At 69.5% G+C, this 21,200-nt stretch carries 15 protein-coding genes and 1 tRNA gene; 14 read left to right on the top strand and 2 right to left on the bottom strand.

The window, feature by feature from the left end:
* The first annotated feature begins 23 nt into the window (after positions 1–23).
* The 9 genes from ABD893_RS12195 to pyk all read left to right on the top strand — a co-directional run bounded on the left by ABD893_RS12195 (position 24) and on the right by pyk (position 12,674).
* The gene (locus tag ABD893_RS12195) at positions 24–347 is read left to right on the top strand and encodes an HGxxPAAW family protein (protein ID WP_345080377.1); all 324 of its coding nucleotides are present in this window, start codon (positions 24–26) and stop codon (positions 345–347) included.
* A gap of 32 nt (positions 348–379) precedes the next feature.
* Entirely contained in the window at positions 380–811 is a 432-nt protein-coding gene (locus ABD893_RS12190; protein WP_345080375.1) for a DUF2752 domain-containing protein, read from the top strand.
* A gap of 93 nt (positions 812–904) precedes the next feature.
* A complete protein-coding gene (trpC, locus tag ABD893_RS12185) occupies positions 905–1,738 on the top strand; it encodes an indole-3-glycerol phosphate synthase TrpC (RefSeq protein ID WP_345080373.1) in 834 nt (277 codons plus the stop codon).
* Positions 1,735–3,078: a tryptophan synthase subunit beta gene (gene trpB / locus ABD893_RS12180; RefSeq protein ID WP_345080370.1), complete on the top strand. Its 1,344-nt coding sequence runs from the start codon at positions 1,735–1,737 to the stop codon at positions 3,076–3,078. Before trpC ends, trpB begins: the two co-directional genes overlap by 4 nt.
* Positions 3,075–3,902: a tryptophan synthase subunit alpha gene (trpA, locus tag ABD893_RS12175; RefSeq protein WP_345080367.1), complete on the top strand. Its 828-nt coding sequence runs from the start codon at positions 3,075–3,077 to the stop codon at positions 3,900–3,902. The genes trpB and trpA overlap by 4 nt, the downstream gene beginning before the upstream one ends.
* A 98-nt stretch (positions 3,903–4,000) precedes the next feature.
* Positions 4,001–4,930: a prolipoprotein diacylglyceryl transferase gene (lgt, locus tag ABD893_RS12170; RefSeq protein ID WP_345080365.1), complete on the top strand. Its 930-nt coding sequence runs from the start codon at positions 4,001–4,003 to the stop codon at positions 4,928–4,930.
* Positions 4,931–5,047: 117 nt separating this feature from the next.
* On the top strand, positions 5,048–9,628 hold the full coding sequence (gene gltB / locus ABD893_RS12165; RefSeq protein ID WP_345080363.1) for a glutamate synthase large subunit: 4,581 nt from the start codon (positions 5,048–5,050) through the stop codon (positions 9,626–9,628).
* Positions 9,621–11,099, top strand: a complete 1,479-nt coding sequence (locus ABD893_RS12160) for a glutamate synthase subunit beta (protein WP_345080361.1) — start codon at positions 9,621–9,623, stop codon at positions 11,097–11,099. Before gltB ends, ABD893_RS12160 begins: the two co-directional genes overlap by 8 nt.
* A gap of 105 nt (positions 11,100–11,204) precedes the next feature.
* Positions 11,205–12,674, top strand: a complete 1,470-nt coding sequence (gene pyk, locus ABD893_RS12155; protein WP_345080359.1) for a pyruvate kinase — start codon at positions 11,205–11,207, stop codon at positions 12,672–12,674.
* 175 nt (positions 12,675–12,849) lie between these two features.
* On the opposite strand, the gene ABD893_RS12150 is transcribed toward pyk, so the two are convergent.
* Positions 12,850–12,932: transfer RNA gene (locus tag ABD893_RS12150), tRNA-Leu, on the bottom strand.
* A gap of 121 nt (positions 12,933–13,053) precedes the next feature.
* Between ABD893_RS12150 and ABD893_RS12145 the strand changes: the two genes are divergently transcribed.
* On the top strand, positions 13,054–13,692 hold the full coding sequence (locus ABD893_RS12145) for an ANTAR domain-containing response regulator (RefSeq protein WP_345080356.1): 639 nt from the start codon (positions 13,054–13,056) through the stop codon (positions 13,690–13,692).
* Positions 13,693–13,738: 46 nt separating this feature from the next.
* Positions 13,739–15,112: an ABC transporter substrate-binding protein gene (locus ABD893_RS12140; RefSeq protein ID WP_345080353.1), complete on the top strand. Its 1,374-nt coding sequence runs from the start codon at positions 13,739–13,741 to the stop codon at positions 15,110–15,112.
* 30 nt (positions 15,113–15,142) lie between these two features.
* Here the strand turns inward: ABD893_RS12140 and ABD893_RS12135 are convergent, their stop codons facing one another.
* The gene (locus ABD893_RS12135; RefSeq protein WP_345080350.1) at positions 15,143–15,604 is read right to left on the bottom strand and encodes a hotdog fold thioesterase; all 462 of its coding nucleotides are present in this window, start codon (positions 15,602–15,604) and stop codon (positions 15,143–15,145) included.
* A 64-nt stretch (positions 15,605–15,668) separates the two neighbouring features.
* Between ABD893_RS12135 and polA the strand changes: the two genes are divergently transcribed.
* From polA to ABD893_RS12120, 3 genes are all read left to right on the top strand, one after another.
* Positions 15,669–18,386, top strand: a complete 2,718-nt coding sequence (gene polA / locus ABD893_RS12130) for a DNA polymerase I (protein ID WP_345080347.1) — start codon at positions 15,669–15,671, stop codon at positions 18,384–18,386.
* 309 nt (positions 18,387–18,695) lie between these two features.
* Positions 18,696–20,198, top strand: a complete 1,503-nt coding sequence (gene rpsA / locus ABD893_RS12125; protein WP_345080345.1) for a 30S ribosomal protein S1 — start codon at positions 18,696–18,698, stop codon at positions 20,196–20,198.
* A 150-nt stretch (positions 20,199–20,348) separates the two neighbouring features.
* Entirely contained in the window at positions 20,349–21,179 is an 831-nt protein-coding gene (locus ABD893_RS12120; RefSeq protein WP_345080342.1) for an HAD-IIA family hydrolase, read from the top strand.
* Positions 21,180–21,200: the final 21 nt, after the last annotated feature.

Here is a 21,200-nt window from a genome sequence, read left to right as displayed (position 1 = left end):
GGGACCCTGACTGGAGAAGGATCATGCCGAAGACCTACGCTGTGCCGCCGCCCCCTCACCACAATGAGGGCAAGACCGTTGCGGGCTGGACCATGAACCTCGGCATCGTCCTCGGTTCCATCCCCATCGCAGTCGGCATGATCGTGCCGGACATCATCGATACGGACCTGACGATGCTGATCTGGATCGGTGCGGCCATCATCCTGCTCGCGATCGTGGCCGGCGTGGTGCTCTCCCTCGCCGGGCTCGGCCAGCCTCGCGAATACAGCCAGAAGTCGGCGGAGATCACCGCCGACGGCGGCGCGAACGCACGGGGCCATGTGCCCGCCGAGGCCGACGCCAGGTGATCGACGCGGCGAGGGCGAGACATGGCGACGCCGTGCTCCGCGCTCCCGCCCGCGGCCCGCGCCGGGCCCTCCTGCCGCTTGCGATCGGCATCGGCGGCCTGGCCGTCGCTGTCGGCGTGCAGCTGGTCTTCGACCCGTTCCGCACCCATATCCCGCTGTGCGTCCTGAACCATCTCACGGGGCTGGAGTGCCCCGGCTGCGGAGCGATCCGCGCCGTGCACTCCCTGCTCGCCGGTGACATGCTGCTGGCACTGCGGAACAATGCGCTGATCACCATCGCGATACCACTGGTCGCGGCCGGGCTGCTGACCTGGTCAGTGCGCCGCGCCAGAGGACTGCGCACGGACCTGATGCCCACGAAACCGGTGCTGCTGGGACTGGTCGTGATCGCAGTCCTGTTCGCGGTGCTGAGGAACCTGCCAGCATTCTGGTTCCTCGCCCCGATCTCCTACGTCGGCGGCTGACCCCGCCACCGACGATCCCTGGGAATCGACGATCCCCGGGAGTCCCGGCGGCACAGCGTGCCGCCCCGCTCTGAGCTGCTGCAGGAGGCATACGTGACCACCACCGGAACCGTCCTCGACGAGATCATCGATGGCGTGCGCGAGGACCTCGCACCGCGGCGCGCCGCCGTGCCGGATGCTGAGATCCAGCGCCTGGCCGCCGCAGCCCCACCGGCCCTGGACGCCCGGGCGAGCCTGCTCGGCGATGGCACCACCATGGGCCTGATCGCCGAGGTCAAGCGCTCCAGCCCCTCCAAGGGCGCGCTCGCAGAGATCCCGGAGCCGGCCGAACTCGCCGCCGCCTATGCAGATGCCGGCGCCTCCGCGATCAGCGTGCTCACCGAGCAGCGTCGATTCCGCGGCACCCTCGCCGACCTCGACGCGGTCCGCGCCCGGGTCCAGGTGCCCGTGCTGCGCAAGGACTTCGTGGTCGAGCCCTACCAGGTGTATGAGGCCCGGGCCCACGGCGCCGATCTGGTGCTGCTGATCGTGGCAGCCCTCGACGACGTCCAGCTGCGGACGCTCTACGACCTCATCACGGAGCTCGGCATGCAGGCGCTGGTGGAGGTCCACACCGCCGAGGAGCTGGATCGGGCCCTCGCGCTCGAGGCGGACATCATCGGAGTCAACGCCCGCAACCTCAAGGACCTCACCGTCGACCTCGGACGGGCCGCGGACCTGCTGCGCAGGATCCCCGCCGGGCCGCTCGCCATCGGTGAATCGGCCGTGCTCTCGGTCGCGGACGTCGAGGCGTACGCCGCCGCCGGCGCCGATGCCGTGCTGGTCGGAGAAGCGCTGGTCACCTCGGGAGACCCCGCCGCAGCCGCAGCGTCCTATCGTCAGGTGGCCCGCCTGGGCCGCACCCTCCCGGAAGGAGCTCAGGCATGAGCAGCCCCGACCACGATCGTCCCCTCTCCGAGCGGGTCGTCACCGACCTCACCCGGCCCATCTCGGAGCTGCGCTCCGAGGCAGGCCCCTACTTCGGGGACTTCGGCGGCCGCTTCCTGCCCGAGGCGCTGGTGCCCGCCCTCGACGAGCTCACCGAGATGTACGAGAAGGCGATCATCGATCCGGAGTTCATCGCCGAGCTGCAGCACCTCGCCGCCGAGTACACCGGGCGCCCCTCGCTGCTCTCGGAGGCCCCGCGCTTCTCCCAGCTCGCCGGCGGTGCTCGCATCCTGCTGAAGCGCGAGGATCTCAACCACACCGGCAGCCACAAGATCAACAACGTCCTCGGCCAGGCACTGCTCACCAAGCGCATGGGCAAGACCCGCGTGATCGCCGAGACCGGCGCGGGCCAGCACGGAGTCGCGACCGCCACCGCAGCGGCGCTGTTCGGTCTGGACTGCACGATCTACATGGGCGGTGAGGACACCGAGCGCCAGGCGCTCAACGTCGCACGGATGCGCCTGCTGGGCGCGGAGGTGATCGCGGTCGAGCAGGGTTCACGCACCCTCAAGGACGCGATCAACGAGGCGTTCCGCGACTGGGTCGCGAACGTCGAGACCACCCACTACCTGCTCGGCACGGTCGCCGGCCCGCACCCCTTCCCGGCCATGGTGCGCGACTTCCACCGCATCATCGGCGAGGAGGCCCGCGCCCAGACGCTCGAACGGGTGGGGCGCCTGCCCGACGCGGTGGTCGCCTGCGTGGGCGGCGGCTCCAATGCGATGGGCATCTTCCACGCCTTCCTCGACGACACCGACCCGCTGGTGCGCCTGATCGGCTGCGAAGCAGGAGGCGACGGGATCACCACCGGCCGCCACTCCGCCACCATCACCGGTGGCACCCCCGGTGTGCTCCATGGTGCCCGCAGCTTCGTGATGCAGGACGAGGACGGCCAGACGATCGCCTCCCATTCGGTTTCCGCCGGCCTGGACTATCCCAGCGTTGGTCCCGAGCATGCCTGGCTGGCAGATATCGGCCGCGCCGAATACCGCGCGATCGATGACGGCCCCGCGATGGAGGCCTTCGCGCTGCTCTCCATGACCGAGGGCATCATGCCCGCGATCGAGTCCGCGCATGCCTTGGCCGGGGCCCTCGAGCTGGGCCGTGAGCTCGGCGAGGACGCCGTCATCCTGGTGAGCCTCTCCGGCCGCGGCGACAAGGACGTGGACACCGCCTCGCGCTGGTTCGGACTGGTCGGCGACGAGCCCGCTCGCGCCGATCTGACCGCTCTGCGCGCTGCGGCCCGTGCGACCACCGACCAGGCAGAGGAGACCCGATGACCACCGCTGAGAGCCACCGGCTGCGCGCTGACGAGGTCCTGGACCGCGCCCGCGCCGAGAACCGGGCCGCGCTGATCGCCTACCTCCCCGTGGGCTTCCCGGACCTCGAGCGCTCGATCGAGGCCGCCCGCATCCTCATCGACCACGGCGCCGACATGATCGAGCTGGGCCTGCCCTACTCCGACCCGGTCATGGACGGCGCGGTCATCCAGCAGGCGGCAGCCGCGTCGCTGGAGGGCGGCACCCGCACCCGGCACGTGCTCCAGGCCGTCGAGGCGCTCTCCGGCCGCGGCGCCGCAATCCTGGTGATGAGCTACTGGAATCCGATCCTCGCCTACGGTCCTGACGCCTTCGCCCGCGATCTCGCGGCCGCTGGCGGCGCCGGGGTGATCACCCCGGATCTGATTCCCGACGAGGGCGCGGACTGGATCGCGGCGAGTGAGGCGCACGGCGTGGACCGCGTGTTCCTGGTCGCACCCAGCTCTCCCCGCAACCGGCTCGAGCATGTGGTCTCGCACACGCGGGGGTTCGTCTACGCCGCGAGCACCATGGGCGTGACCGGAACCCGTGCGAGCGTCTCCGACGCCACGCAGGGCCTGGTCGAGCGCACCCGCGCGGCCGGGGCGAGAAACGTCTGCGTCGGGCTCGGCGTCTCGAACGGTGAACAGGCATCGCAGGTGGGCGCGTACGCTGATGGAGTGATCGTCGGGTCCGCCTTCGTCCGAGCTCTGCTCGAGAACCAGCACGACGACGCCGCAGCCCGCACCGCACTCGCGGCCGTGGCCGATGACCTCCGTGCCGGCGTCGAGCGCGCCCGAGCTTGACCTGAAGACTCGACAGCTCGACGTCCCGCTGGTCCGAAGAACCCCGCCAGTCCGATGAACCCCGCTAGTCCGAAGAACCGAGAACAGGAAGGGCCGCGATGATCCCCAGCTCACCGATCTCAGCGCTCTCCCTCGGCCCGCTGACGATCCACTTCTACGCCCTGTGCATCCTCTCCGGGATCGCGGTGGCGATGTGGTGGGCGACCAAGCGCTGGGAGAAGCGCGGCGGCGACGGGGACACCTTCTTCGACATCATCTTCGTCGCGATCATCGCCGGCATCGTCGGCTCCCGCATCTGGCACGTCCTCACGTCGCCGGCGCCCTTCTTCGGCCCTGACGGCGACCCGCTCGCGGTGCTCTACATCTGGCAGGGCGGTCTCGCGATCTACGGCGGCGTGGCAGGCGGCGCGCTCGCGGTCTGGTTCATGGCCCGTCACAAGGGCGTCTCCTTCACAGCCCTCGCCGATACCGTCGCGCCGACCCTGCTGATCGCCCAGGTGCTCGGACGCTTCGGCAACTGGTTCAACCAGGAGCTCTACGGGCCCGCGCTGGACGCCTGGTGGGCGTGGGACGTCACCTGCGTGACCAACGGCCAGACCATCGGTGGCTGCGTCCCCGGCACCTATCACCCCACCTTCCTGTACGAGCAGCTGTGGAACCTCGCAGCGCTGGCGGTGCTGCTGCTGCTCAGCCGCCGCTACCAGTGGGCCGGCGGGCGGATCTTCTGGGTCTACGTCGCGCTCTACTCCACCGGCCGCGCCTGGATCGACGCGATCCGCAGCGAGCCCGTGCTGATGATCGGGCCCCTGCGCATCCACACCCTGGTCGCGATCCTGATGGCCCTCGTGGGCGTCGCGATGTTCGTCTACCTCACCCGCCGCAAGCAGCGCCGCGGGGGAGAGGTCGTCGCCGCCGACGGCTCCTTCGAGATGCCCGCGCAGACGGCAGGAAACGGCCCCGACGAGGACGAGGACGAGAAGTCCGGCACGCCTCCCTCCGCCGCCGCGGATCCCTCACCCGGACCGTAGGCACCGCACCCCCCGAGCGACACAGATCGCCAGGACGGGCGGCGAGCCCCGGCACCGGGCGCTCGTCACGGATGACGAGCACGTCACCGGCCGCCCCTTCGAAGGGTTCTCTGCGTCATGCTCCCTCTGCATTCCCGTTTCTCCGCGCTGCCCGCCGCCCAGGGCCTCTATCACCCTGACAGCGAGGTGGATTCCTGCGGTGTCGCGATGATCGCGAGCCTCCAGGGCCATCCCGGCCATCACATCGTCGAGCACGCCCTCACGGCGCTGCGCAACCTCGAGCATCGGGGCGCGGTCGGCGCGGAAGAGGACACCGGCGATGGCACCGGCATCACGGTCCAGCTGCCCGACGCCTTCCTCCGCGAGGCCAGCGGGCTCGACCTGCCACCCCGCGGTGCCTATGCCGCCGGCACCCTCTTCGTGCCGCGCGACGATGCCGGTCGCAGGGCCGTGCTCGAGGCCCTGTGCCAGATCGCCGCCGACGAGGGCCTGGCACTGCTCGGCACCCGTGAGGTCCCGATCACCGAGGGCCTGGTCGGACCGTCCGCCGAAGCGGTCCGCCCCGACATGGTCCAGGTCTTCCTGAGCGATGTCGAGGGGCAGCGCACAGACCTGGCGCTCGAGCGGGCGGCCTTCGCCGTCCGCCGCCGCGTGGAGCACACCACGGTGGGCTACTTCCCCTCGCTCTCGACCCGGGTGATGGTCTACAAGGGGATGCTGACCCCTGAGCAGCTGGACGAGTTCTATCCGGACCTGCGCGATCCCCGTTTCGCCTCGGAGCTCGCCATCGTGCACTCCCGCTTCTCCACCAACACCTTCCCGGCCTGGCCGCTGGCGCAGCCCTTCCGCACCCTCGCGCACAACGGCGAGATCAACACCGTGATCGGCAACCGCAATCGCCTGCGGGCGGCCGAGGGCTCGATGTCCACCGGCGTCTTCGGGGAGGACTTCGCCCGCCTGCTGCCGGTCAACACCCCCGGCGCCTCGGACTCCGCCAGCCTCGACGAGGCGCTCGAGCTGCTCCACCTCAGCGGCCGCTCCCTGGTGCACTCGCTCATGATGCTGATCCCTGAGCCGTGGGAGAACGACCAGTCGATGGACCCGGATCTGCGGGCCTTCTACGAGTTCCACGCCGCTCTCCAGGAGCCGTGGGACGGCCCGGCCGCCGTGGTCTTCACCGACGGCACCCGGGTGGGTGCGCGACTGGACCGCAACGGCCTGCGCCCCCTGCGCTACTGGGTGATGGAGGACGACCTGGTGGTGCTCGGCTCCGAGACCGGTCTGGTGGACCTGCCTCGCAGCAGCGTGGCGCGCACCGGCCGGGTCGCGCCGGGCGAGATCTTCCTGCTCGACCTCGATCTCGGCCAGATCGTCCCCAGTCAGGAGATCACCCACCAGATCGCTACCGAGCACCCGTATCGCACCTGGGTCCGCGAGCAGAAGGTCGCGCTCTCGGAGTTGCCTGAGCGCGAGCACATCACCCACTCGCGCGCCTCCGTCGTACGCCGCCAGCAGACCTTCGGCTACACCGAGGAGGAGCTGCGCATCCTGCTCGCGCCCATGGCAGCCAAGGGCGCCGAGCCGCTCGGGGCGATGGGCACTGACACCCCCATCGCCGTGCTCTCGGAGCGCCCGCGGCTCCTGTTCGACTACTTCACGCAGATGTTCGCCCAGGTCACCAACCCGCCGCTCGACTCCCTGCGCGAGGAGATCGTCACCTCCTTGGCCGTGGCCCTGGGTCGCTCGCGCAATCTGCTGGACGCCACCCCGCAGCACGCGCGCCAGCTCGCCCTGGACTTCCCGATCCTGGACAACGACGAGCTCGCGAAGATCGTCGCGATCGACGCGAACCCCGCCACGGCCGACTTCCATACGGTGCGTCTGCGCGGCCTGTACCCCGTGGCCGGCGGCACCGCCGCCCTCGAGCAGCGCCTGCACGAGATCTGCGGGGAGGCCGGGCGGGCGATCGACGAGGGCGCCACCTTCCTGGTGCTCTCGGACCGCGACGCGAACCAGGTGCTCGCACCGATCCCGTCGCTCTTGCTCACCAGCGCGGTCCAGCACCATCTGGTGCGCACGGGGCGGCGCACCTCGGCGGCGCTGCTGGTCGAGGCGGGGGACGTGCGCGAGGTGCACCACGCGGCGCTGCTGATCGGCTACGGCGCGAGTGCGATCAACCCCTATCTCGCGATGGAGAGCGTGGAGGAGCTGGTCGAGCGCGGCGTGATCAGCGGCGTGAGCCCTGAGCAGGCGGTCGCGAACCTGAACAGGGCGCTTGGCAAGGGCGTCCTGAAGATCATGTCCAAGATGGGCATCGCGACGGTCGCCTCGTATCGCGGCGCGCAGATCTTCGAGGCCGTCGGCCTCGCGCAGGATCTCGTGGAGCAGTGGTTCCCCGGGACCATCAGCCGGATCGGTGGGATCACGCTGGACGTGATCGCCGCGGAGAACGCGGCCCGTCATGCGCTCGCCTACCCGGCGGACGGCCAGCGCCCTGCGCACCGCAGCCTCCCTGTCGGCGGCGAGTACCAGTGGCGCCGCGAGGGGGAGCCGCATCTGTTCACCCCCGAGGCGGTGTTCCGTCTCCAGCACTCCACGCGCACTCGCCAGTACGAGGAGTTCCGCCGCTACACCGACGAGGTCGACGACCAGCACGAGCGTCTGATGACCCTCCGCGGGCTGCTGCGCCTGCGCACCGGGGCCCTGGAGCCGGTGCCGCTCCGCGAAGTGGAGGGGGTCGATGCGATCACCCGGCGCTTCATGACCGGCGCGATGAGCTACGGCTCCATCTCGCAGGAGGCGCACGAGACCCTCGCGATCGCGATGAACCAGCTCGGCGGCATGTCCAACAGCGGCGAGGGCGGCGAGGACCCCGAGCGCCTGCGCGACCCGGAGCGCCGCAGCGCGATCAAGCAGATCGCGTCCGGCCGCTTCGGCGTCACCAGCGAGTACCTCACCTTCGCCAAGGACATCCAGATCAAGATCGCCCAGGGCGCCAAGCCCGGCGAGGGCGGGCAGCTGCCTCCGGAGAAGGTGTACCCGTGGATCGCCCGCACCCGGCACTCCACGCCCGGGATCGGCCTGATCTCCCCTCCGCCGCACCACGACATCTATTCGATCGAGGATCTCGCCCAGCTCATCCATGACGCGAAGTCCGCGAACCCCGCGGCGCGCGTGCACGTCAAGCTGGTCTCCCGCTTCGGCGTGGGCACCGTCGCTGCGGGCGTCTCCAAGGCGCATGCGGACGTCGTGCTGATCTCCGGCCACGACGGCGGCACGGGCGCGAGCCCGCTGAACTCGCTCAAGCACGCGGGCACCCCGTGGGAGCTGGGACTCGCCGAGACGCAGCAGACCCTGCTGCTCAACGGCCTGCGCGACCGCATCACGGTGCAGGTCGACGGCCAGCTGAAGACCGGCCGCGATGTGGTGATCGCCGCGCTGCTGGGCGCGGAGGAGTACGGCTTCGCCTCCGCCCCGCTGGTGGTCTCCGGCTGCGTCATGATGCGTGTGTGCCACCTGGACACCTGCCCGGTCGGCGTGGCCACCCAGAACCCGGAGCTGCGCTCCCGCTTCACAGGGAAGGCGGAGCACGTGGTGACCTTCTTCCGCTTCATCGCCGAGCAGGTGCGCGAGCACCTCGCCGCGCTGGGGCTGCGCACCCTCGACGAGGCGATCGGGCGCAGCGACCTGCTCGACCTGGCCGAGGGAGCACGGGCAGGCAACGCGCTCGGCACCGCCAAGCGCGAGGGCCTCGACCTCGCGGCGATCCTCGCCGCGCCCACCATCCACGAGGGCGACTTCCCCCGTCGGCGCCGTGCCCAGGACCACCACCTTGACCGCGCCCCCGACCATCCCTGGATCGCGGCGGCCGACAGCGTGCTCAGCGGCGCGGAGACGTCCGTGCACCTGCGGGACACCCTGCGCAACGTGCAGCGGAGCGCCGGCACCCTGCTCGGTCACGAGGTCACTCGCCGCACCGGCGGCGACGGGCTCGAGGATGACGCGATCGTGCTGGACCTCGAGGGCACCGGCGGTCAGTCGTTCGGCGCCTTCCTGCCGCGCGGCATCAGCATGCACCTCACGGGCGATGCGAACGACTACGTCGGCAAGGGGCTCTCGGGCGGCATCATCGCCGTCGGCCATGGCGCCGGCACCGGCCCGTCGCTGACCTCCGCCCCGATCGCCGGGAACACCTGTGCCTATGGCGCGACCAGCGGCCGGCTGTTCCTGGCCGGTTCCGCGGGGGAGCGCTTCGGTGTGCGCAACTCCGGCGCGACCCTGGTCGTCGAGGGCATCGGAGACCATGGCGCCGAGTACATGACCGGAGGCGCTGTGCTCGTGCTCGGCCCGACCGGCCGAAACCTCGGCGCCGGCATGAGCGGCGGCACGCTGTTCGTGCTGGACCTGGACCCCAGCCGGCTGAATCCGGCCGACGCCGCCGGCTTCACGCTCAGCCCCGTCACTGCCGAGCATCGCGAGTTCGTGCTCGAGGCGGTGGCCGACCACGCCGCGCGCACCGGCTCCGACCGGGCAGCTGCACTGCTCGCGGACGAGGAGGAGCTGCTCGGACGGCTCACCGAGATCGCTCCGCGCGCCTTCCTCACCATCACCGCGCTCCGTCAGGACGCGGTGGCCCGGGGCAACAACCCCGATGCGAACGATGTCTGGAACGAGATCTTGGAGGCCACCCATGGCTGATCCCCGCGGATTCCTGCGCTACCGCGATCGTGAGCTGCCGGCTCGCCGTCCCGTGCCGCTTCGCCTGATGGACTGGCGCGAAGTGTACGAGGCCCGCGAGCAGGGCACCCTCGACGTCGTCTCGAGGCAGGCAGGACGCTGCATGAACTGCGGCATCCCCTTCTGCCATCAGGGCTGCCCGCTGGGCAACCTGATCCCCGAGTGGAACGACCTGGTCTACAGGGAGGACTGGCAGGAGGCGAGCGAGCGCCTGCACGCGACCAACAACTTCCCGGAGTTCACCGGTCGCGCCTGCCCGGCGCCGTGCGAGTCCAGCTGCGTGCTGGGCATCAACCAGCCGCCGGTGACGATCAAGAACGTGGAGGTCTCGATCATCAACCGTGCCTTCGAAGAGGGATGGGTGCAGCCCGTCGTCCCCACCCGGCAGACGGGACGTTCGGTCGCGGTCGTCGGCTCCGGACCTGCCGGGCTCGCCGCCGCCCAGCAGCTCACCCGCGCCGGGCACTCCGTGGTGGTCCTCGAACGCGAGGACCGGCTCGGCGGCCTGCTGCGCTATGGCATCCCCGAGTTCAAGCTCGAGAAGCGTCACCTCGAGCGCCGACTGCAGCAGATGCGGGAGGAGGGGACCCGCTTCCGCACCGGGATCGACATCGGCGGGACGGGCGAGGATGACCTCTCCGTCCAGGAGCTGCGGTCCCGCTTCGATGCGGTGGTGCTCGCGATCGGTGCGAGCGTCCCGCGGGAGCTGCCGGTGCCCGGCAGGGAGGCCACCGGCATCCACCCGGCGATGGAGTACCTCACCCAGGCGAACCGGCTGGTGGAGGGCGACTGGGTCGAAAGCCCGATCTCAGCCCAGGGGAAGGACGTGGTGATCATCGGCGGCGGGGACACCGGCGCAGACTGCCTGGGCACGGCGCTCCGCCAGGGCGCGCGTTCGGTGACGACGCTCGCGATCGGCACCCAACCTCCGCCCGAGCGCGACGAGCGCCAGCCCTGGCCCACCCACCCGGTGCTGTTCGAGGTGTCCACCGCGCATGAGGAGGGCGGGGACCGCTCCTACCTGGCCTCGACCACGGGTTTCGAGATCGATGCCGAGGGCGCGGTCAGCGGGCTCGAAGTCGCCCGCACGCGCTTTGTCGACGGTGCCCGCGTCCCCACGCCGGACACCGCGGCGGTGCTGCCCGCCACGCTCGTGCTGATCGCCATGGGCTTCACCGGCGCGACCGAGGAGGGACTGCTCACCACGCTCGGAGTGGAGATCACCTCACGCGGCAACATCGTGCACGATGCTGACTGGGCGACGAACGTGGAGGGCGTGTTCACCGCGGGGGACTGCGCCCGCGGTCAGAGCCTCATCGTGTGGGCGATCGCAGAGGGCCGCTCGTGCGCCGCCGCGGTCGATGAGCACCTGATGGGAGTCACATCCCTGTCTCGGCCAGTGAGTCCCGGCGAGAAGCCTGTCACAGTGTGAAACACTAGGGGCAGAACACGCGATGCTGCGGCCCTTGGGCAGCGCACGCGCGCGCCCGCTGAAAATTGGGTCGCGGCCCTACTTACGAACTACAGATGGGTTGACATGCGCAAAGCGAAGATCGTCTGCACACTCGGGCCGGCGACCGATTCCTACGAGCAGATCCGCACGCTGATCGAAGCGGGGATGAACGTCGCCCGGATGAACTTCAGCCATGGCACGCACGAAGACCACGCGAGCGTCTACGCGAACATCCGCCGTGCCGCGGAGGACCTCGGCAAGAACGTCGCCGTCCTGGTCGACCTGCAGGGTCCCAAGATCCGCCTCGGCAAGTTCACCGATGGCCCGCACAAGCTCGAGGTGGGCGACAGCCTCACCATCACCACCGACGACATCGAGGGCACCCGCGAGCGGGTCTCGACCACGTTCAAGGGCCTGCCGGGCGACTGCCGCCCCGGCGATGTGCTCCTGATCGACGACGGCAAGGTCTCGGTGCGCGTCACCGAGGTCACCGAGACCGAGGTCGTCACCGTCGTGGAGGTCCCCGGACCGGTCTCCAACAACAAGGGCATCAACCTGCCCGGCGTCGCCGTGTCGGTTCCTGCCATGAGCGAGAAGGACATCGCGGACCTCCGCTTCGGCCTCCGCCTCGGCGCGGATCTGGTCGCACTGTCCTTCGTGCGCGATGCGCACGACATGGACGGCGTCCTGCGGATCATGCAGGAAGAGGGCCGCCGGGTCCCCGTCATCGCGAAGATCGAGAAGCCGCAGGCTGTCCGGGCGCTGCGCTCGATCGTCGGCGCTTTCGACGGCATCATGGTCGCCCGTGGCGACCTCGGTGTCGAGATGCCGCTGGAGCAGGTCCCGCTGGTGCAGAAGCGTGCGATCGAACTCGCCCGCCGCAACGCCAAGCCCGTGATCGTCGCCACCCAGGTGCTCGAATCGATGATCGAGAGCCCGCGCCCCACCCGCGCCGAGGCGTCGGACTGCGCCAACGCGATCCTCGACGGTGCTGACGCAGTCATGCTCTCGGGCGAGACCAGCGTGGGCAAGTACCCCTTCGAAGCTGTGCGCACCATGGCCCGCATCATCACCAACACGGAGGAGAACGGTGCGGACCGCATCCTCCCGCTGGGCACCATCCCGCACACCCGCGGCGGTGCGATCACCCGTGCGGCCTCCGAGATCGGTGACCAGCTCTCCGCGCAGTACCTGGTGACCTTCACCGAGTCCGGCGACACCGCGCGCCGGCTCTCGCGCCTGCGGCCCACCATCCCCCTGCTGGCGCTGACCCCGTACCCGGAGATCGCCCGCCAGCTGTCCCTGACCTGGGGCATCGAGTCGCACCTGGTCCCGATGCAGAGCGACACCGACGCGATGGTCGGCAAGGTCGACGATCTGCTCCGCGAGCAGAAGGGCCTCCAGAAGAACGACCTGGTCATCGTTGCCGCCGGTTCGCCCCCCGGCGTCCACGGCTCGACCAACACCCTGCGCGTGCACCGCATCGGCGACCTCGACGGCACCGAGTCGGCCCGCATCGAGGCGAGCAACATCGCCGCAGGCCCGCAGGGCTGATCCTGCAGGGCTGAGCGACGTTCTGCGAGCTCGCGAGCGGTAGGTGCGCAGCGAGTTCGCAGGGCTGAGCTGCGCTGAACGCGACAGTGTGACAAGAACGGCGCCCGCGGCCATCTGGCCGTCGGGCGCCGTTCTGTACGAAGTGCAGCACGTTGGTGATGCTGCTTCACTGGGGTACCGGGTGCGGGACTCGAACCCGCACGCCCTCACGGACAGCGCATTTTGAGTGCGCCGCGTCTACCATTCCGCCAACCCGGCTGGCCCCCCACCGGGGAGTGCTGGATTAGGATACCGCTGATGACCACCGGCCTCGACCGCGCGGGTGCACGCCACCCGCACACAGGCCCACACCGAGACACAGGGCGACATGACTGACGATATGACTTCACTTCCCGACGACGCCCAGGACGAGGCACTGCCCGGTGACGGTGCGCCGCGTCGCACCGCTGTGGTGGCTGAGGACGAGAGCCTCATCCGCATGGACATCGTCGAGACCCTCTCCGAGGCAGGTTACGAGGTGCTCGCGGCGGTGGGCGACGGTGAGAGCGCCGTGGCCAAGGCTCGCGAGCTGCGCCCCGATGTGGTGGTGATGGATGTCAAGATGCCGCAGATGGACGGTGTCACCGCTGCGGAGAAGATCGGCGAGGAGAACCTCGCTCCAGTGGTCATGCTCACCGCGTTCTCGCAGACCGAGCTGGTCGAGCGTGCACGGGACGCTGGCGCGATGGCGTACGTCGTCAAGCCGTTCACCCCGGCGGATCTGCTCCCGGCGATCGAGATCGCGATCTCGCGTTTCCAGCAGATCACGCAGCTCGAGTCGGAGATCGCCGACCTCGGGGAGCGCTTCGAGACTCGTAAGCGCGTGGACCGCGCCAAGGGCCTGCTGCAGACCAACATGGGCCTGTCCGAGCCCGAGGCTTTCCGCTGGATTCAGAAGACGTCGATGGATCGTCGCCTGACGATGCGCGAGGTCGCGGATGCCGTGATCGATCAGCTGGGTGGCCAGAGCAAGGACTGACGCCACCGGGCCGGGTGGGCCGGGACGAGAGGGGACAAGCGGGCCGATGGCGATCTCACGACGCACGCTGGTGCGCGGGCTCGGAGCAGGGGTGCTCGGGACCGGTGCGCTGACGGCCTGCGGTGAAGGCGGTCTTCGCGGAGGGCGAGGTGCGCGCAAGACCACTCCGCCACCCACTGCTGAAGCTCTCTCGGAGCCCGAGACCCCGCTGGTGATCGGCCAGATCGGGGCGAACTACGGCCGGATGGCGTCCTTCGAGGAAGCGATCGCGGTCTCGCTCAACATGGCCCGGATCGATGTGAACGCCCGCTGGGACGGGCTGTTCGGATATGACGTCGAGCTCTCTGAGCGGTACGTCATGCAGGAACCCGGGGAGGATCTCTCCGCGGTCATCCAAGGCATGGCCGATTCCGGTGTCACCTGCGTGATCACCTCGATCGATGAGGAGTCGCTGATCGCCGCGATGCCAGCGCTGGTCGACGCGGGGATGGCGGTGGTCGATGTCTTCACCTCCGGCCGCGATCTGCGCCAGCCGGAAGTGGAGACCGCGAACCTGCTCGTTCGGCTCTCGCCGACGGACCTCACGATGGCGGCGCAGTATGCCGAGATCGCGCTCGGCAGCACGGCAGAGAAGGCCGGGCCGGCGGGGACCATCGCCTATCTCTCGGAGGACACTCTGCAGGGCCGGAGTCTGCTCTACGAACTCGAGCATCTCCTCGCCCCGCGCAGCGGAAAGGTGCTCTCTCAGCAGTTCTACGAGGTGGGGAACTTCGGCGACATCGCTGCCCGGGTGAAGGCGGTGACCGATGCTCCGCCGGCCCTGCTGATCTTCAACGGCGGCGCGGAAGCCGCGCCCTTCCTCTCGGCGCTCTATGACGCGACCCTCGATGAGGGGCAGCGACCGACCGTCGAGTTCCCCAAGCGGCTCGCGCCAGCGGCGACGGTCGACTATTCGCGGGAACAGGTGGCGAAGGAGCTCTCTCCGGACTCTCTGACCTCGGCGACCAGCTATGAACCCGGCGCCGAGCTCACGATCGAGCACGAGAACATGATGCTCAACATCAATGCCGATTTCCTGCGCTTCGGGTATGCCTACTCGCAGCATGGTTACGACGCGTTCACGATGGTCTGCCTGGCGGCTCAGCATGCGCTCTCGGTCGAAGGGCCGGCGCTGACCGCGGCGCTCCCTGCGATCCTGACGGGGACGGAGGCCTGCACCGATTACGGTGCGTGCCGGCAGGTGATGAGGACGGCGCTGGAGGCGGAGGAGAGGGCGACCGTGGCGTACTCCGGGCGGATGGGCAAGCTCGAGCTGGGCCCTGAGTCCGACGCCCGGCTCGGAGAGCTCCGCGAGTACACCTGGTCCGAGGCCAATGTGCTGCAGCGCGGCACCGCGAAGAACTTCGAGGCCCCCGAGTAGGGAGCTTCCTGGCCGCGGCGCACCCTTCGCTCAGCGCGGAGGGAGCAGCTGAGTGGCGACGGTGATCGTGCTCAGCAGCGTCCCCTGCTCGTCATGCACTTCGACCAGATAGTTGGCCACCTGGCGCCCGAGGTGGAGTGCGCGGCAGGTCCCGGTCACCGTGCCCTGCCGCGCCGAGCGATGATGCAGCGCGGAGACGGAGGTGCCCACCGCCTGCGCCTTCTCGCCGTGGGCCGCGCGGGCCTGCAGGATCGCGCAGAAGGACGCGATGGTCTCTGCCAGGGCGATCGTCGCCCCGCCATGCAGCAGCCTGGCCGGCTGCAGATTTCCCTCCACCGGCATCGTGATGGTCCCGCCCGCAGCATCGAGCGTCAGCAGCTCCATGCCGCATCGCTCCACCAGGGTGCCGCGCAGCAGCGGGGCGAAGTGCGCGCGCAGCTCCGGGCTGAGCGGCGGGGCGACGGTGTGGTCAGGACGGCTGCTGTCGGTCATGGCACGAGCGTGCCACAGCCCGCCGGGGGAGCGGGTGTCGGCACGACATGGGAGACTGCTCCTCATGAATGCGAGTGACACCGACGACCAGCGCATCCTCCTCATCGACGGGCATGCGATGGCGTTCCGCGCCTTCTTCGCCCTGCCGGCGGATGGTTTCAGTGACGGCCGGGGCCAGGCCACCAATGCCGTGTACGGCTTCACCCGCATGATCATCAACGTGGTCGCCTCCGAACGGCCGACGCACCTCGCGGTCGCCTTCGACTTGCCCGGCGGCACCTTCCGTGACCGCATCTACGACCAGTACAAGGGCGGCCGGGACGCGACCCCTGAGGCCTTCCACGGCCAGATCGGCCTGATCCAGCAGGTGCTGGACGCCTTGGGGGTGCGCTGGCTCACCTACGAGGACTATGAGGCCGACGACATCATCGCCACCCTCGCCACCCGTGCCGAGGCAGCGGGAGACGAGGCGCTGATCGTCACCAGCGACCGCGACGCGATCCAGCTGGTCGGCGAGAAGGTCACCCTGCTGCAGCCGATCAAGGGCGTCACCGAGATGCGCCGGATGACCCCGGCGGCCGTGGAGGAGAAGTACGGCGTCCCGCCGGAGCGCTACTCGGATCTCGCGGCGCTGGTGGGCGAGTCGGCGGACAACCTCCCCGGCGTCCCGGGCGTCGGCCCGAAGACGGCCGCGAAGTGGATCGTGCAGTACGGCGACCTGCCCGGCGTGATCGCCCACGCCGGCGAGATCAAGGGCAAGGCGGGGCAGTCGTTGCGCGACAATCTGGAGGCTGTGGAGCGGAACCGCTTGATGAACGCTGCCTTCACCACCCTGGACCTGCCCGAGGATCCCGCGCATTACGCCCTCGGGGGCGGGGACCGCACTCGCACGATCGCAGTGTTCGACGACTTGGCCTTCGGTGACACGATCCGCCGAGACCTGCCGGCGGCGCTGCTCGGCGAGACGGTGGCTGAGGCAGCGGCCGAGGAGGAGCAGGAGGCCGTGGAGGTCCTCACGATCGAGGACGTCACGGGGCTGCAGGAGCTGCTCGACACCGGCAGCGACGTGCTCTCCCTCGACATGGCCGAGGACGTCCGGGGCGGTGCCCTGCTGGGACTGGCCACAGCGGAGGCCCGCGGTGCGGTGCCGCTGGAAGCGCTGGACTCGGAGACCTCCGCCCTGCTCGCCTCGACTCTCGATCAGGCCACGGAGATCCTGGTCGCCGATGCTCCGGCGGTCCGCTCCTGGCTGGCCGAGCACGGCTACCGCCCCCAGGCACAGCTGCGCGACCTCTCGTTGGAATCGTTCGTGCTGCGGCCCGGCGCTCGCACCTACGACGCGGAAGCGCTCGGCGCCGAGTTCGCGGGTGCGAGCTTCGAGCCTCGCCCCCGCAAGCCCGCCCCCTCGACCCTCTCGAAGGAGACCCCCGAGGTCCGCGCAGAGCACGTCGCCCGCGCGGGCGCCCGCCTCGCGAACGCTGCGGCCGCGCTCCACCCAGCGGCGGCGACGCTCAGCGCGAGCCTCGAGCAGGAGCCCTGGGCTCTGAGCATCCTGGACGAGCTCGAGCGCCCCTTGCAGACGGTGCTGGAGACCATGCATGAACGGGGCATCGCCCTCGATATCGCTGAGGTCGCCTCCCTGCGGCAGGAGTTCGAGGGCTTCGTCGCCCAGGCCAAGCGCGAGGCCGGCGAGATCGTGGGGGAGGAGGTCAACCTCGCCTCGCCCAAGCAGCTGCAGGTGGTGCTGTTCGAGACGCTCTCGCTGCCCACTACCCGGAAGATCTCCTCAGGTCACTCGACGGACGCCGAATCGCTCACCGATCTCTCCGAGTCCCTGGACCCGGAGTCCGCCGGGCATCGCTTCCTGTCGTGGTTGCTGCGCTTCCGCGAGATGAGCAAGCTGACCGGCTACCTGGTGGGCCTGGACAAGGTCGTGGACAGCGGCTCGCGCGTGCACACCACCTTCCAGCAGACCGCCGCGGCGACCGGACGCCTCGCCTCCACCGAGCCGAATCTCCAGAACATCCCCGTGCGCACCGCCGAAGGGCAGCGCATCCGCGACGTCTTCGTGCCGGGCGACGGCTTCGAGACGCTGCTGACGGCGGACTACTCCCAGATCGAGATGCGGATCATGGCGCACCTGTCCGAGGACGAAGGTCTGATCGAGGCGTTCAACTCCGGAGAGGACCTCCACAACTTCGTCGCCTCCCGGGTGTTCGGGGTGAGCCCCGATGCAGTGGACCCGGCGATGCGCTCGAAGACGAAAGCGGTCAGCTACGGCCTGGCCTACGGCCTCTCGGCCTTCGGCCTGTCCCGCCAGCTCCGGATCTCCCGGCCCGAGGCGGCAGCCTTGCGCGACGGCTACTTCGAACGGTTCGGCGGGGTGCGCGACTACCTCCAGGACAGCGTGGAGACGGCCCGCACCACCGGCTACACCGAGACCATCCTGGGCCGCCGCCGCTATCTCCCCGACCTCACCTCGGACAATCGTCAGCGTCGCGAGAACGCCGAGCGGGTGGCGCTGAACTCGCCGATCCAGGGCAGCGCCGCAGACATCATCAAGCTCGCGATGCTTGCCGTCGAGCGACGGATGCGCGAGGCGGAGCTGACGTCCCGGATGCTGCTCCAGGTGCATGACGAACTGGTGATCGAGGTCGCGACCGGCGAGCTCGACCGGGTGCGGGAGATCGTCGAGTACGGCATGGACTCCGCCTACCAGCTGTCGGTGCCGCTCGAGGTGGGAATCGGCATCGGCCGCACCTGGCGCGAGGCGGCGCACTGACCCGGGCCTGCGGGGCCGGAGGCGCGCCTGCTGGCCCGCACCGACAGTGCCTGAGGGGCGCCGACGGAGCCGGCCCGGCGATTCCGGGATGGAGATCACAGCGGCTCGCCGAGCGCTGACGGCACCGGATCTCGCGGAACTCTGCGGGGACTGTTAGGCTTTCGAAGGTCTGTGCGCCACATGGCGTGCGGGCGAGGCATCTGCATGCCCCTCCCGTCCGCGCCTCTCGGGCACCGACTGTTCCCCTCGCGGGGATCAGCACGTCCATCGACCCTACTCATTTCCTGTCCCGACGGAGTCCTTACCTACATGACCGACACCACGACCCCCCAGATCGCCATCAATGACATCGGTGATGCCGACGCGCTCATGGCTGCCATCGATGCCACCATCAAGTACTTCAACGATGGCGACATCGTCGAAGGCACTGTGGTGAAGGTCGATCACGACGAGGTCCTCCTGGACATCGGCTACAAGACCGAGGGCGTCATCCCCTCGCGCGAGCTGTCCATCAAGCACGACGTCGACCCCGGCGAGGTCGTCCAGGTCGGCGACGAGATCGAGGCCCTGGTTCTCCAGAAGGAGGACAAGGAAGGCCGTCTGATCCTGTCCAAGAAGCGCGCACAGTACGAGCGCGCCTGGGGCACGATCGAGCAGATCAAGGAAGACGAGGGCGTCGTCACCGGCCGCGTCATCGAGGTCGTCAAGGGCGGCCTCATCGTCGACATCGGCCTGCGCGGCTTCCTCCCCGCCTCCCTCGTGGAGATGCGTCGCGTCCGCGACCTGCAGCCCTACGTCGGCCAGGAGATCGAGGCGAAGATCATCGAGCTCGACAAGAACCGCAACAACGTGGTCCTGTCGCGCCGTGCATACCTCGAGGAGACCCAGTCCGCGGTCCGCTCGGACTTCCTCCAGACCCTCCAGAAGGGCCAGGTCCGCGAGGGCGCTGTGTCCTCCATCGTCAACTTCGGCGCCTTCGTCGATCTCGGCGGCGTCGACGGCCTGGTGCACGTCTCCGAGCTGTCCTGGAAGCACATCGATCACCCCTCCGAGGTTGTCGAGGTCGGCCAGAAGGTCAAGGTCGAGGTCCTGGATGTCGACATGGACCGCGAGCGCGTCTCCCTGTCGCTGAAGGCGACCCAGGAGGACCCGTGGCAGCTCTTCGCACGCACCCACGCCATCGGCGAGGTCGTGCCGGGCAAGGTCACCAAGCTGGTTCCCTTCGGTGCGTTCGTGCGCGTCGAGGACGGCATCGAGGGCCTCGTGCACATCTCCGAGCTGGCTCAGCGCCACGTGGATCTGCCCGAGCAGGTCGTCACCGTCGACCAGGACGTCTTCGTCAAGGTCATCGACATCGACCTCGAGCGTCGCCGCATCTCGCTGTCGCTCAAGCAGGCCAACGAGGGCGTCGACCCCGAGGGCGACGATTCGACCTTCGACCCCGCGCTCTACGGCATGGCGGCGGAGTACGACGCCAACGGCGAGTACAAGTACCCCGAGGGCTTCGATCCGGAGACCAACGAGTGGCTCGACGGCTACGACGCTCAGCGCGAGGTGTGGGAAGGCCAGTACGCCGCTGCGTACGAGCGCTGGACCGCACACAAGGCTCAGGTCGTCGAGGCGATCAAGGCTGACGAGGAGTCCGCGAACGCTCCGGCCGCCGCGACCACCTCGTCGTCGTCGTCTTCCTCCTCCACGGAGTCCTCGGCGCCCGCGTCGCAGTCCTCCTACCAGTCGAGCTCCTCGGATGAGGGCACGCTCGCTTCCGACGAGGCTCTGGCCGCCCTGCGCGCCAAGCTCACCGGCAACTGATCCCTTGCTGATCTCTTGATCAGCGATGGATAGCACGACGGGCGTCACCTTCGGGTGGCGCCCGTCGTCGTGTGTCGTGCACCGCGCGGTCCCGGGCCACAGCTCCTGGCGCCTTCGCGTCCGGTACCGCCTGTACGGCAGACTGATGCCATGACCACCGCGCTCGAAGCCCACCCGATCCATTCCTGGCTCACCGATATGGACGGTGTGCTCGTCCACGAAGATGCCGCGCTGCCTGGAGCAGCGGACTTCATCGCTGCACTGCAGCAGTACGGCCGCCCCTTCCTGGTGCTGACCAACAACTCGATCTTCACCCCGCGGGATCTGCGGGCGAGGCTCTCCCGCAGCGGCATCGACATCCCCGAAGCATCGATCTGGACCAGCGCCCTGGCCACCGCCCGCTTCCTCGCGGAGCAGCAGCCGGGCGCAGCCGCCTATGTGATCGGCGAAGCCGGGCTCACCAGCGCGATGCATGAGGAAGGCTTCATCCTCGCCGATTCCGATGTCGACTTCGTGGTGCTGGGGGAGACTCGCACCTACTCCTTCGAGGCGATCACCCGCGCGGTCCGCCTGATCACCCTGGGTGCGAAGTTCATCGCCACGAACCCCGACGTGACCGGACCCAGCGCCGAGGGACCGCTGCCGGCCACCGGATCGGTGGCGGCGATGATCACCGCCGCCACTGGGATCCAGCCGTACTACGTCGGCAAGCCCAACCCGCTGATGATGCGCACCGCGCTGAATCGGATCGGCGCCCATTCGGAGACCTCGATCATGATCGGTGACCGGATGGACACGGATGTGAAGTCCGGCCTCGAGGCGGGGATGCGTTCGCTGCTGGTGCTCTCGGGATCCACTCAGGAGGACGAGATCATCCGGTACCCGTACCGGCCCACCGCGGTGCTCGACGGCATCGCCGACGTGGTCCCGCTGGTCGGGAAGCTCACCCCGTTCGAGTCTGTCGAGCTCGGCGAGGACTGAGCCGGACACCGGTCCGGGGCT

The organism is Brachybacterium paraconglomeratum (genome assembly GCF_039541415.1).
Lineage (GTDB): Bacteria > Actinomycetota > Actinomycetes > Actinomycetales > Dermabacteraceae > Brachybacterium > Brachybacterium paraconglomeratum_A.
Note: the sequence above shows the minus strand (reverse complement) of the source record. Positions and strands in the feature narration are given on the sequence as shown.

What these genes read in the sequence shown, in the direction of transcription:
- ABD893_RS12195 (WP_345080377.1), top strand. Translation starts at nt 24, where the DNA reads ATGCCGAAGACCTACGCTGTGCCGCCGCCCCCTCACCACAATGAGGGC.
- trpB (WP_345080370.1), top strand. Translation starts at nt 1,735, where the DNA reads ATGAGCAGCCCCGACCACGATCGTCCCCTCTCCGAGCGGGTCGTCACC.
- trpA (WP_345080367.1), top strand. Translation starts at nt 3,075, where the DNA reads ATGACCACCGCTGAGAGCCACCGGCTGCGCGCTGACGAGGTCCTGGAC.
- lgt (WP_345080365.1), top strand. Translation starts at nt 4,001, where the DNA reads ATGATCCCCAGCTCACCGATCTCAGCGCTCTCCCTCGGCCCGCTGACG.
- gltB (WP_345080363.1), top strand. Translation starts at nt 5,048, where the DNA reads ATGCTCCCTCTGCATTCCCGTTTCTCCGCGCTGCCCGCCGCCCAGGGC.
- ABD893_RS12160 (WP_345080361.1), top strand. Translation starts at nt 9,621, where the DNA reads ATGGCTGATCCCCGCGGATTCCTGCGCTACCGCGATCGTGAGCTGCCG.
- pyk (WP_345080359.1), top strand. Translation starts at nt 11,205, where the DNA reads ATGCGCAAAGCGAAGATCGTCTGCACACTCGGGCCGGCGACCGATTCC.
- ABD893_RS12145 (WP_345080356.1), top strand. Translation starts at nt 13,054, where the DNA reads ATGACTTCACTTCCCGACGACGCCCAGGACGAGGCACTGCCCGGTGAC.
- ABD893_RS12140 (WP_345080353.1), top strand. Translation starts at nt 13,739, where the DNA reads ATGGCGATCTCACGACGCACGCTGGTGCGCGGGCTCGGAGCAGGGGTG.
- ABD893_RS12135 (WP_345080350.1), bottom strand. Translation starts at nt 15,604, where the DNA reads ATGACCGACAGCAGCCGTCCTGACCACACCGTCGCCCCGCCGCTCAGC.
- polA (WP_345080347.1), top strand. Translation starts at nt 15,669, where the DNA reads ATGAATGCGAGTGACACCGACGACCAGCGCATCCTCCTCATCGACGGG.
- rpsA (WP_345080345.1), top strand. Translation starts at nt 18,696, where the DNA reads ATGACCGACACCACGACCCCCCAGATCGCCATCAATGACATCGGTGAT.
- ABD893_RS12120 (WP_345080342.1), top strand. Translation starts at nt 20,349, where the DNA reads ATGACCACCGCGCTCGAAGCCCACCCGATCCATTCCTGGCTCACCGAT.